We start from the raw sequence: 12851 nt of genomic DNA on the forward strand, positions 1-12851 counted from the left end.
TAGATTTTGTCTGACGAAAAAGACCTCCCAGTCAAGTATGTTTAGGATTTAATTTCAAATTTCTATATCAGAAGATAGTCAGTTGTTAACTTTGAGTTTTTCAATTTATGATTATCCGCTTTTCTACCAGTAAGGTGGAATAAGCAATGTAGCAAATGTTAAACTTAAGAATTGAGGCCGCTTCGGTCATCGGTCATTTCAATTTTATAATTTCCCAATCTTCGAATCATCCCCATTTTGAATTCACTCTTAAAACTCCACTCTGCCAGCATACAATTCAAAGCGCAGCAGGCTTTTCAAAATTTGGACTTCAAGTGGCAAGAAGGTCAGCAATGGGCGATAATCGGAAGTTCGGGCTGGGAACTCACAGCTTTCATAGAATCCATCCGCGGCAATACGGTCGTATCGAGCGGTGAAATTTCCAGACCTTTTGCTGCTGCCTATTCTGCTCAGAAAAGTGACGCAAAGGAAATCCACAGCTTTCGCGATTTGATCGCGTACGTTTCGCAGAAGTATGAATTACGCAATAAATCCCACCAGCAAAACTTCTACTTCCAACAGCGCTTCAATTCCTCTGAATCTGAGGAAGCAGCGACTGTGAGTGAATATTTGAAAGAAGTTGATGCGAAACTAGCTGGCCCATGGACATTAGAATCAGTGTCCAAATTGCTTCGCTTGGAAGACTTGCTGGACAAAACGATCATTATGCTTTCGAATGGAGAGACTCGAAGGCTCGCATTAGCACTAGGCCTTTTGCGCCAGCCAAAGATCTACCTGATGGATCAGCCGATGACAGGTTTGGATGTGAAAAGCAGAGAAGAATTTGGAGAGATTTTGAAGGAAATAATCGCTGCTGGAGTTCATGTGCTGATCAGTACTTCGGCCAGCGAAATCCCTGAGGGGATCACACATATCGCCAAACTCGATAAATCTGGAATTCAAGAAACATGGACGCGAGATGAATTTCACGGCTTGGGAGTTCAGCCAGAAAGTGCTTCCTCATGGAATTGGGATGAGCTGAAGGGTTTGCTTCCAAAGACCTTTCCTCAGCGAGATTCTATCATCAAACTAGAAAATGTTACCATCAAATACGGAGATAAAACCATTCTCAATAAGCTTAACTGGGAAGTAAAACCCAAAGAGCGTTGGTTGCTCAAAGGCCCAAATGGCTCGGGTAAATCCACACTTCTGAGTTTGCTAATTGGAGAAAATCCTCAAGCCTATTCGCAGAATTTCTGGCTTTTTGACCGAAAAAGAGGAACAGGTGAAAGTATCTGGGATGTGAAGCGACCTACGGGTTTTGTCGCTCCCGAACTCAGCCGGTATTTTCCTGCGAATCAAACTTGCCGAAAAGTCATACTTTCTGGGCTTTTTGATACGATTGGATTATTCAAAAAGGTAAGTGATGAGCAGGAAGCATTGGGTTTACGGTGGATGAAATTGTTCAACCTGGAATCACTTGCCAATCTTCCGATTTCCCGACTTTCTCTAGAAAATCAGCGTTGGGCATTGCTAGCTCGAGCGTTAATCAAACAACCGGAATTATTGATTTTGGATGAAGCTTCACAGGGAATGGACGAGTTCCAGCGTAAGCTTTTCAAAGATACCATTCAGCAAATCTGCGAATTGAGCGAAATAACTTTGGTGTATGTCAGTCATTATGCCGAAGATATTCCTAAGGCGGTGGGAGAGGTGATGGAGTTGAAGGGGTAGATTGCCTCTCTGTTTTTGGTGCTAAAAATGATATGCACCTAATTTTTACGAGTGATTATCCCATAGCTTATTTCGCCCTTTCAGGGCTTTAAACATGATCGTTACTTTATCCAAACAACGGCCTTGCGACCGTTACTGTACTATTTTGCCCTTTCAGGGCTGATAAATGTAATACTAATGACTCTCGAATTCTTGATTTGTGTTGCGTCTGTGAGGGCACATACGACTGTTGAGAGTTTCAACTTAATTCAGAGTCAGTTGTGAAAAAAGACTTAGAGGTTAAATTATCACTTTAAGAGAAACTTAATACGATCTTATGTCGTATGTTTGTTCAAAACATAAGACAATGAAAGTCACAGCTTTAATTGAAGATGAATTGATCCAAGAAGTGATGGATCTCTCTGGCGCGAAGAATATTACAGACGCCCTAAAAATCGCTTTGAATGAATATCGCTCACGGAAATTGATGCGTAACTATGCCAATAACATAGTAGCTGAACCTTTGGAATTCACTTATGGAGCGAAGCAGATTCGAGATTTGAACCAGAAATGAACAGGGTTATTATTGATACGTCGGTTTGGATAGAGTTCTTCAAAGCTAATCAGCCATATTTTGATACCTGTGTGGAGCTTATAGATCATTCAGAGATTTACTCTTTGGAATTGATTTTCGCGGAATTACAGCAAGGTGCCAAAGGGAAAAGAGAGTTCAACCTGATCGCTGATTTTTTTAAACAAATGAGAATTCTTAATGCTCCAGGATTGATTTACCAAGCTGGGATATACTCTAGAGATCATAAACTGTTAGAGCGAGGAATCGGATTAATTGATGCCGTGGTTATTTCTACTGCGATCCGATATGATCTGAAAGTTTGGACACTGGATAAAAAAATCAGAGACTTTTTGGAGGAGAAAAATACATTTTCAGGTTAGCGGAAAGTCTCTATAGAATTAAATTCTGTTATTTATTCCTTCACCTTTTCACTTTGTGAACTGATAAAAGGTGTCCTAGAAGCAAGGAAATACCCAGTCAAACTTGCAAATAGAATTGGAATGAAGTAACTGAAACCTGTAAGCGTAGCTAATAAAATAGTGGTGCTCATAGGAGTTCTGGTGACGCAAGTATTGATTCCTGCCATACAGCTTACGATGGTAAGTGTAAGGTTAGTATCGGGGAAAATATGATGAATAATCAGCCCTAATAAAGCCCATAACACGAAGGTTCGGCTAAAAAGAAATGGATTGAATCGGATAGGTTGATCTAGAATGTCCAGCGTTTTGACTAGATTTCTTCTTCTTTTTAATTTCAACGTTGGTCTGGTTTTGAGGATAGCAGATTAAGTTTCTAATATTCGAAGTAACCTCGGCATGTTTTAAAATTCAAACTCTACAGCTTCTATCTAATTTATAAAATTGAAGTCTTAAGTGTCTTTCTTAAAAAGTCAAACCAAAGAAATCTCAATTTACTTCACCCTCATAAGGCTCAATATGGATCAGCACATTGCCTAGTGCGGGGATCACTTTGCATAGCTTATCCTTCAATTGATGCGAAATATCATGTCCCTCAGTTACGGTCAACTGACCTTCGACTAAGGCATGGAGATCCACATGGTATTCCATTCCTGCTTTTCGGATAAAGCATTTTTCGGTTCCTTTCACACCTGGCACTGACAAGGATACTTTGCGTATTTGCTCGGTGAGCTCCTCGTAATTGTTCTCGTCCATCACTTCACTGAGCGCAGGGCGAAAGATTTTGTAGCAATTATAAAGGATGAAAGCTACCGCGAAAAGTGCCGCGTAGTCATCCGCCATTTCAAAACCTTCCCCACCAAAAATCGCGATCGTGATACCAACAAAAGCTGCGACAGAGGTAATCGCATCGCTCCTGTGATGCCAAGCTTCCGCCTTTAGCGAAGAGCTATTTAGCTTTTTGCTCCGCCTCATCACCACCTGAAAGGAGATTTCCTTCCAAATAATTATTCCTGTCAATACGACCAAGGTGAAGGATTTTGGCAACTCATGAGGCGTTAGGATATGCTGAAAAGCCTGCCAAGCGATAGTCCCAGCTGAGATAATCAGAAAAACTACGACTACAAAGGTGATCAAAGGCTCAGCTTTCCCATGGCCGTATGGATGGTTTTCATCAGCTGGTCTGGCAGAATATTTCAAGCCAAATAGTACCAGAACCGATGCGAAAACGTCCACCACAGATTCGATTCCATCGGCGATAAGCGCGTAGGAATTTCCAAAAATACCAGCTAAGAATTTGATTGCAGCTAAAGCAACATTTCCCAGCATGCTGAAAACAACTGTTCTAACTGCAAGATTTGACGTACTCATGGTGGCATTGTTGAAAGAGAGGCAAAAGTAGGCAATATTCTTTTTAGCAGACAGCGAGGCGAGTAATCTCCTCAAATCTCTGGTTGGACTACCTATGCAACAAATGAATCCCTTTTACCTAACATATACCTCCCTTAAGGGAAGTTGGGATTGAATAGTTTTGGAACACAAAACCTAAGCCTATGAAATTTACTTTCAGATTACTAGCAGTCCTATTTTTAGTTGCTTCAATTATTTCCTCCTGCGAGGAAGAGGAGAAGCCATTTACTTTTCTGGTATCGACAAATACGCTCCAATTTGGATCGGATGAAGAAACGCTTCAACTAACGGTGACGAGTGACCAACAATGGGAGGTGGAGAATGATGTTTTTTGGATTACTGTAAGTCCAAGTCAAGGCTCAGGGAATGCGCAGATCTCAATTAAAGCAGCACTAAATCCTACAGCAGAGATGAGATCCACCGTGATAAACGTTAGGTCAGGCACACTCATACAGCCCATAAAAATAAGTCAAGCGGCGGGTGAACCTCAATTTCCAGCATATTACATTCCTGCAGATGCTTCAGGAATGCGGGATATTCCGAGTCTTTACTTGGCTGGTGAAATGGGAATCGGCTGGAATCTTGGCAATTCTCTCGAGGCAATAGGAGGAGAGACGGCTTGGGGCAATCCTAAAACTTCCAAAGTGTTGATCGATGCGATCAAAGCTGCCGGGTTTAATTCCGTACGAATACCTGTGGCATGGAGCAAATTTTCCAATGAAGAGACTTTTGAAATAGACCCGGTTTGGATGGCTAGGGTGACTGAGGTAGTGGATTATGTAATCGACAATGACATGTATGCGGTAATGAATATTCACTGGGATGGGGGCTGGATGCAGCCGACTTTTGCGCAGCAAGACTATGTGAATGAGAGGTTAGAAAAAATGTGGATACAGATTGCGTTGAATTTCCGTGATTACGAGGATAAGTTGCTTTTCGCAGGTGCAAATGAGGTGATGGTGGAAGGGGATTATGGAACTCCAAAACCGGAATATTACCAAGTTCAGAATTCATTCAATCAGACTTTTGTAGATGCGGTACGATCCACAGGAGGTAGAAATACCTATAGAAACCTCGTCGTGCAAACCTTCAATACCAACATAGATCATGGCGTTAATTTCTTCCAAATGCCCGAGGATTCGACAGCTGATCGCTTGATGGTGGAGGTACATTATTACGATCCTTATGAGTTTGCGCTAAGGGAGGACGAGCTAATTACCCAATGGGGAGCAAATGCAACTGATCCTTCAAAAACTGCTCTTTGGGGTGGTGAGGCTCACGTGGATGCTCAGTTTCAAAAAATGAAAACAAAGTTCATTGTTCAAGGTATTCCCGTTTTGATGGGAGAATATGGGGCAATCCAGAAAAAAGATGCTGAGAATCACAGCTTTCGGATAGCTTATCATCGGTATGTGACTCAAAGCTCGATTGAGCATGGATTGGTGCCGTTTTATTGGGATAATGGCTATCAAGGAGACTATGGGTTTGCGCTATTTGATAGAAATACCGGAGCTCAGATCCACCCTGATTTGGTGAAGGCGATTTTGGAAGTTGATTAAGGAAAATGGCACAAGTGACTTCCAATTCACGTAGTCTGACTGGGCTCATTTACCTCAGATGTGTCAAGTTCTCAGACCTGTGTCATGACTCATTCAGTGTCTGCTCTAATTGGATATATCTGGGGCAATGAGTTGGCAGTCTGAAGCCTGCGATTTCATGAGTCCAAGCCTGCCTGTCAGCAGATAGCTTAGGAGATTTGAACTAACTAGGACATGAAAAAAGCCAGAATTTATAACGAACGCTTGCTTTTGGTTAAATAGGTAGTAAGCTTATGAAGCAAAAGCACTCTCTTTTCGCTCATGACTAACCGTCCCCGGCATAGATTGATCCATTTTCAAAACGATAAAACCTCCAATAGCGCAAATGGCCATGCCGACAACCATCGGAAAAGCTGAAGTAGCATGGAAGGAGCTTACAATAGCCGTCACCACACCTCCAAATGCCATTCGCATACTTCCAAGCATAGCCGAGGCCGATCCTGCGTTTTTGGAAAAGGGAGCCATTGCTAAAGCCGTAGTATTTGGCCCATTCAGACCATGAGCAGTAAGAAATACAAACATCAGCGTAATCAAACCAGTCACATTCAAAAATTCAAAAAAGATACCCGCAACGAGTAAAAGACCAGTGATACTTTGGTAGTGTAGGGAGAAATTAATGATTTGTTGGGAAGTGAATTTCTTCAGCAAAATATGATTCAGCTGCGTAGAGCCGATCATGGCAAATGCCAAAATAGCAAAAAGCCACCCAAACTGATGCTCTGTAAAGCCATATAAATTCATGAAAACGTCTGCGGAGCTTGCGATGTAAACAAATGGTGCAGCCCCAGCTATGCCTCCAGCGAGCATATAAACCAGGAATTGGCGATTTTCAAGGACTCTAATATAGCCTTTCCATACTTGCTTGGGCTTTAGGGAAATTTCCCTGTCAGGTAATGCACCAGTTGGAAGTACCACTACAGTTGCTATCCAAATGATCGCTGTCAGTGCAGCAAGAATGATAAACACCCAATGCCAATCGTAAGCAGCGGTTATAAACCCTCCCAACGTAGGCGCAATCATCGGTGAAACTGCTATCACTAGTACAAGCAAAGACATGGCTTGCGCGATTTTCTTTACCGGGAAAATATCCCGCACAATTGCCTGAGCGGACACCATACCGGCACAACCGCCTATAGCCTGGAGGAAACGCATGATGATCAGGTTTTCCACAGTTTGAGACATTGCACAGCCTATAGAAGCCAAGATGTAAATTCCCAGCCCTACGTAGAGCGGTTTTTTCCTACCATATTTATCTAGCAGTGGCCCATAGAACAGCTGTCCAATAGCGATTCCCACCAGATAAGCAGTCAAAGAAAGTTGAATATTGGAGATCGGCGTGTTGAGATCCCGCGCCATTTCCGGGAATCCCGGAAGGTACATGTCGATAGAAAAAGGAGAAATTGTACACAAGGCTCCCAGTACCAAAATGATTTTGAAATGATCTCTTTTCCTGATTTTCTTACTCACCCTAAAAATATTTTTCCTGAAATTATAGACTATCATGGGTTAACAGGCTCGTCTGATATTGAGTTCGTAAAGATCCGGTAAAATGTTTAAGGATTGATTAAGAGAGTATTAATTCTGTTGTGAAATCAGTAATAAATAGTAGGCCGTGCGGTGTAGCAGGGAAATTCAGACCTTTTAATGGGCGATGAAGTTTTCCTCCAAATAAAAGATTTTAGGATACTTTTTACAGAAGTGCCTTAAGTTTTACTTTTTCTCCAACTCCACCCAAAACGGGAAATATCGCTTGCCGTCAACGGTATAAAAAGGCAATAAATCCCCTTTGGTTTGTTCGAGTTTTACATCTTTCATTTCAAAAACAGCAATAGGTTCAGCGGATCTATCCACTTCTATAGTCGCATAATTTCCCGTTTCCAACGTCATTTTCCCGGTGGGCGGGACAGGATTGAGAAACTTAAACCTGATGTCATACATCCCCGGCGCGATATCCACCTTCCAATATCCGAATATATCCTCCTGGGCCCAGATGCCCCGCTCGCCCGAAGCATCGTTACGATTGAGAAAAACAGGGTTTTCAGCTTTATTTCCGATCTGAATTACCGGAGGGTTGACCAGATTTTCCTCGTTGATCAACTCTCGGTATATCCCATCCAGTTCAGTTTTCAGTGCCTGAGCTTTAGTAGGGTTGCTTTCGGATAAGTTGTGGAGTTCATAGGGGTCATTGCTTAGATCAAATAGGTCGAAATTTTCTATCTCAGCATTGTGTCCCGTATTTCCTACCAATTTCCAGCCTCCTTTTTGGATGGAAATATTTTCGTAGAGCTCAGGATATTTTCTGGTCCAGTAGGTGAAATAGCTTCTTTCAGACGCCTTGATTTTTTCTCCTTTGATCAAAGGAACCATGCTTTGACCATCAATTTTGCGGTCATTTGGCACCTCAAAACCCACCAGATCCGCCAGCGTAGGCATCACGTCCAGGTGCGCAGCGAGTGCGTTGATTTCCTTATTTCCGCTGAATCCATCAGGATAGCGTATGAAAAATGGCGCTCTTACTCCGCCTTGAAACACATTTCCTTTCAGTCCTCGCAAACCTGCCACATACCGTCGCTGCTGTGGGCCATTGTCGGTCATGAAGATCACGATGGTGTTGTCGGTTATGTCTAGTTCATCTAGTTTTTGGAAAAGCTTTTTCAGGTTATCATCTATATTTTCCACCATGGCATAGACCTTCCGGGCATCTTCCTTGTTTTGCTCAGACATCGGGTAAAAAGGTTTTCCATCAGTTCCAAAACCTTCAGATGGGTCTATGTCTTTGTATTTTTGATAATACTCGTCCGGAACTTGAAGGGGAGTATGAGGCGCGTTGAAGGATAAATAGGTGAAAAATGGCCGATCTTTATTTTTCTCAATAAACTTGATCGCCTCATCAGCAAAAATGTCCGAGCAATAGCCGGCATAACTTTCTTGCTGATTGTTGTGCCAAAGAACTGGGTCAAAATAGCTTCTATCTCCTTGATAAAAAGTGGTGAAATCTCCGACTTGGCCCATTCCACCTGACAAATGCATCACCGATTCGTCAAACCCCTGATCGCTCGGTCGCATAGGATAATTGTCGCCGAGGTGCCATTTACCAAAAAGTCCGGTGACGTAATCCTTTGATTTTAGAAGTTCTGCGATTGTGAGCTCACTGCTCGCCATCATTGCACCGCCATTATAAGTATCACGTACGCCAGTTCGCAGTGAATAGCGTCCAGTCATCAAGCTCGCTCGGGTAGGGGCACAAACTGGAGAAACATAAAAATTAGTGAATCGAACACTCTCTGCGGCGAAGGCATCGAGAGTCGGCGTGTGGATGTGAGGATTTCCGTTGGATCCCAAATCTCCATAGCCTTGATCGTCTGTGATGATGAGAATGACGTTGGGCGATTTAGTTTTTTGTTGGGAAAAAGTGAGGTGGGAAGAAAAAAGTAAAACAATAAAGAGGTAGCGTTGAATATTCATTTTGACTAAAGTTGAGGCTTGACGATAGTCTAAAAATAGGTTTTCTAGGATGAAAAGCTATGCTGTTTAATGGATTAGCATGAAATATGGATCATGCTTGCGGCACTCTTAAATTTTTGCTTATAAATAAAGCCTTATTTTCGATACGCAGTATTCGGAGCCATTATCCGTTGTGCCTTTGGGACAAATGAACTAAAGAAAGTTGGAGATCTTAAATTAAACTTAGGTTTGGAGAGTAATAGGTCATAATTAAATAGAGTGTTAATGTAGAGTGGATTATGATTATTGAACTATTTATTTAAGAAAATATTGAGCCTCTAGCCAACGGAAATATCGATAATAGCTCTTTGAAATGTAAAGGTATCTAGAGTAGGGGATTATCTGAAGATTGTCATTGGATCTCAAATTTTTGTACCGTTGACCGAGTCTCTTGCTAATGATATGTAGATAAAAAAAGTGCATTTTGATCGGACTTATACTTTCAAATTTCAATAAAACTTCTGGTTACATTGAAAATTAGAAATTGCTAGAAAGCACACGACTTAAATGTTTTGTTATTGTTGTTTTATTCTCTTTTTTCTACTGTTACCCAAGACTTATCAAACCCGATTGCTTCTAGGATTTTGTCTCGATTTAATTTTTCAGGCTGTCTCAATTTTATTATTAAACTACTTTTAGGAACTTCTTCAATAATGGTGAATTGAGAACCATGAGGTTGCCAAACAAATTTTTTGAATTCAGTTTCTTTGATAAAACCTTCAAGGTTTCCTCGTTTATTCCAATGGAACTCAAATAGTTCTTGATCATATCTGATGGTGTCAAATTCAAAGACTGCAACTTGAGAGAGGTCTTCAGATTTTACTAGCACAACTGTTCTTAAATTCTTGAATTTTTCACGGATGGATGAAATTCGTTCATTACATATTTCTAATACTTGACCACCTATGAAATTAGGATCGATAGAAGTGTTAAAGGATCTTCGGTTTGAGTATATGGAAAATATCTAAATAGGATTTAGTTAAGATTGTGGGAATTCTTTGGAATTGGGACGTTACCAATAACTTCTAAATCACCTAATTCATAATGATAAGTTATTCTGAATTTATATGGATGATCATCAAGTAAGACTTTATCAGCACATTTTTCGCATAACGGATGATAATTTCCCAAGAATGCAGAAACTAGATTTTGGTGATCTTGATCAGATCCACATAAATAACATTCCCAAAAATCAGTCATAAATATGAAGTGTAACTAACAATTATTGTCGGCCTCTCAACTTTGCTAAAAGCTAATCTGCTATTCAGTGGATCAAAAAAGTAATCATGAAATGGCTTGTCGATGAAATTCTTTACGACAAATAGACAAAAATTGTGAGTGTATGTTTGGGCCATATAGAATTCCTTTTCTGTCAGTAATATGTTTCCAGAAGCTTCGGATAGACCTTTTACTTCAACACAATAAAACTTTGTTTCATTTGAAAGTTTGAAATCAAATCCACAACCATAGTTAGTAGTATCTTTTATTTTAAATGACCTAAAATCATTAATTGATTCAAAGTTTTTCTTAAAATATTCCTCAGCCGCTTTCCCAGTAGCTAACCTTTTTGCAATACTTTCTGAGTAACCTGTTCTTTCGCTTTTCTCAATAATTTCTTCAATCTCAAAATCTCTTGAAAAAAAGTTTTTAATTAATCGGGAAAATGTAATTAAATCTAAATGAGAATATTTCTCTAAAATTTTCTTGCAGTAGGCTCGCATTGGCCTATTTCGCCTTCCCAGTCTATTATTTGGAAAAGCTGGATCAAATTCATCTCGATAATTTTTAAGTGAATTAGGTTTAATTCCTAATGAAAAACCTAAAATATTATACGCTTCTTGGAATCGATCAAACCCGAGAAATTGTAATCCCTCTTTATCGAATTTAGAAAAATATAATCCAATGAGAATAGCCTTATCCCTTTCTGTAAAATCAGCATTCATTAGGCTGCTTGATTTTTCATACTATTGAACCAAATTGAAGAATTATATTTTGATTGTTGGCTCTTTTGCCTTTTCTTTTTAATATACTTAGAGATCTGATCTTTTTCGTCAACTTGGGTGGTGTCTCCATGTGGTCGTTCTCCAAAGTTGGCTTCAAAAGAATCTTGGCAATGGGTATCAATATCTGATGAAAAAACACATTTTGCACTAATATCATTTTCTTGACAAGCTTCTTCAAAAGCAATTCTGAATCCACCAATTCCGCAGAAAAGGTCAATAAAGCGTATTTTTTCTCTTGAGTCGTACATTTTTTAAAATTAGTAATTTGTAACAGAGGATGAAAGATTTACTTTGAATAGAGATTTCTTTAATTATAAATCACTCCCTCAAAACTCAAATTCATCAATACTCCTCAACTGCACATGTTTTTTCATCTTCTTTTGGATGATTTTGAAGTGATGCAGTTCTTCTTCGGACACCAAAGAAATAGCTTCTCCTGTAGCTCCGGCACGGCCTGTTCTACCGATTCTGTGGACGTAGTCTTTTGGTGAGCGTGGCAATTCGTAATTGATCACCAAGGGTAAAAATTTGATATCAATTCCTCTCGCTGCCAAATCTGTCGCAACAAGAATTCTCGTTTTACCGGATTTGAAGGTATGCAAAGCTTCCGTTCGCGCACCTTGGCTTTTGTCTCCATGAAATGCCAGTGCTTCTATTCCGTTTTTGTTGAGTTTGGTGACGATGTTATTTGCTGCTCTGATGGATGAAGCAAAAATCAAAATCTGTGACCAATCTCCAGAATTAATTAAATAGCGCAAAAATGGGCCTTTTTGCTCCATCGGAACGCGGTAGGCATATTGCTCGATCTGGTCTGGAGAGACCGTGTCTGGCTCAGCACTGATGCGTACCGGTTCATATAGCATCTCAGTGATCAGTCCTTCCACGGATTCCTCACTGGTGGCAGAGAAAAGTATATTCTGCCGTTTTTTGGGAAGCCTCTCTAAAATTAAATCCACTTCCTCTTTGAAACCCATATTCAACACTTTGTCAGCCTCATCCAAAACAAGGACTTCTACTTGATTGAGATTCAGGGAATTCTTTGAAAGTAAATCCAATAAGCGGCCAGGAGTCGCAATGAGAATATCCGTTCCGTATATCTTCATCATCTGAGGATTGATAGAGACGCCTCCGAAAACGGCGAGGGCTTTCACAGGTCTTTTCAGAAAACGGGCGAAATTCTCAGTCACTTCGGCGACCTGACTTGCCAGCTCCCGAGTAGGAACCAACACCAAGATTGGGATCATTCTCCCTTTGTTTGGCTCTTTTTCCTGAAGCCTCTGAAGAATAGGCAAAATATAAGAAGCAGTCTTTCCAGATCCAGTTGGAGCGATTCCAAAGAGGTCTTTCTTCTGCAAAATCGCCGGAATAGCCGCTACCTGAATAGGATAGGGGTTGTCGTAATTTGCTTTTTTGATTGAGTCGAGAATCTGCTTGGAAAGTCCTAAATCTGAAAAGTTCATAAGGGTAAGTTTTGCACAAAGGTAAGCCTTGGAATTTACTATTTTTTCACTCCCTGGGATAAGCTTGTCTCAAGGAGTGATTTTCTGGAGATGAAATCTAAGTTGCCAAACATAAAAACGGACTTGTGTATCAGGTGAATATGTGGCAAATTGTAAACTGGTACTACAAACTTTTCATGAACCTGTAGGTTCGT

Annotated in this window: 12 protein-coding genes; 4 read left to right on the top strand and 8 right to left on the bottom strand. The window is 40.5% G+C overall.

Features of this window, described 5'->3' with window-relative positions:
- Positions 1 to 237 precede the first annotated feature (237 nt).
- From ABJH64_RS16525 to ABJH64_RS16535, 3 genes are all read left to right on the top strand, one after another.
- Positions 238 to 1713, top strand: coding sequence for an ATP-binding cassette domain-containing protein (locus ABJH64_RS16525; RefSeq protein ID WP_348274414.1), 1476 nt, complete (start codon positions 238 to 240; stop codon positions 1711 to 1713).
- Positions 1714 to 2059: 346 nt separating this feature from the next.
- Positions 2060 to 2266: a DUF2191 domain-containing protein gene (locus tag ABJH64_RS16530; protein ID WP_348274415.1), complete on the top strand. Its 207-nt coding sequence runs from the start codon at positions 2060 to 2062 to the stop codon at positions 2264 to 2266.
- Positions 2263 to 2646 (top strand): PIN domain-containing protein, encoded by a 384-nt coding sequence (locus ABJH64_RS16535; protein ID WP_348274416.1) that lies wholly within the window; start codon positions 2263 to 2265, stop codon positions 2644 to 2646. The genes ABJH64_RS16530 and ABJH64_RS16535 overlap by 4 nt, the downstream gene beginning before the upstream one ends.
- Before the next feature lie 32 nt (positions 2647 to 2678).
- On the opposite strand, the gene ABJH64_RS16540 is transcribed toward ABJH64_RS16535, so the two are convergent.
- Complete coding sequence (locus ABJH64_RS16540) at positions 2679 to 3023, bottom strand: chloride channel protein (RefSeq protein WP_348274417.1); 345 nt, start codon at positions 3021 to 3023, stop codon at positions 2679 to 2681.
- 148 nt (positions 3024 to 3171) lie between these two features.
- Entirely contained in the window at positions 3172 to 4053 is an 882-nt protein-coding gene (locus ABJH64_RS16545; protein ID WP_348274418.1) for a cation diffusion facilitator family transporter, read from the bottom strand.
- Positions 4054 to 4235: 182 nt separating this feature from the next.
- On the opposite strand from ABJH64_RS16545, the gene ABJH64_RS16550 reads away from it, so the two are divergent.
- Positions 4236 to 5651: a cellulase family glycosylhydrolase gene (locus ABJH64_RS16550; protein ID WP_348274419.1), complete on the top strand. Its 1416-nt coding sequence runs from the start codon at positions 4236 to 4238 to the stop codon at positions 5649 to 5651.
- A gap of 270 nt (positions 5652 to 5921) precedes the next feature.
- Here ABJH64_RS16550 and ABJH64_RS16555 read toward each other — a convergent pair whose 3' ends face one another.
- The 6 genes from ABJH64_RS16555 to ABJH64_RS16580 all read right to left on the bottom strand — a co-directional run bounded on the left by ABJH64_RS16555 (position 5922) and on the right by ABJH64_RS16580 (position 12657).
- Entirely contained in the window at positions 5922 to 7157 is a 1236-nt protein-coding gene (locus ABJH64_RS16555; protein ID WP_348274420.1) for a multidrug effflux MFS transporter, read from the bottom strand.
- 243 nt (positions 7158 to 7400) lie between these two features.
- Positions 7401 to 9155, bottom strand: coding sequence for an arylsulfatase (locus tag ABJH64_RS16560; protein ID WP_348274421.1), 1755 nt, complete (start codon positions 9153 to 9155; stop codon positions 7401 to 7403).
- Positions 9156 to 9720: 565 nt separating this feature from the next.
- Complete coding sequence (locus tag ABJH64_RS16565; protein ID WP_348274422.1) at positions 9721 to 10023, bottom strand: hypothetical protein; 303 nt, start codon at positions 10021 to 10023, stop codon at positions 9721 to 9723.
- A gap of 367 nt (positions 10024 to 10390) precedes the next feature.
- Entirely contained in the window at positions 10391 to 11137 is a 747-nt protein-coding gene (locus tag ABJH64_RS16570) for a DUF3883 domain-containing protein (protein WP_348274423.1), read from the bottom strand.
- Positions 11137 to 11445, bottom strand: a complete 309-nt coding sequence (locus ABJH64_RS16575; RefSeq protein WP_348274424.1) for a DNA cytosine methyltransferase — start codon at positions 11443 to 11445, stop codon at positions 11137 to 11139. Before ABJH64_RS16575 ends, ABJH64_RS16570 begins: the two co-directional genes overlap by 1 nt.
- 78 nt (positions 11446 to 11523) lie before the next feature.
- On the bottom strand, positions 11524 to 12657 hold the full coding sequence (locus ABJH64_RS16580; RefSeq protein WP_348274425.1) for a DEAD/DEAH box helicase: 1134 nt from the start codon (positions 12655 to 12657) through the stop codon (positions 11524 to 11526).
- Positions 12658 to 12851: the final 194 nt, after the last annotated feature.

The sequence above is a fragment of the Algoriphagus sp. genome (assembly GCF_039969895.1).
Taxonomy (GTDB): domain Bacteria; phylum Bacteroidota; class Bacteroidia; order Cytophagales; family Cyclobacteriaceae; genus Algoriphagus.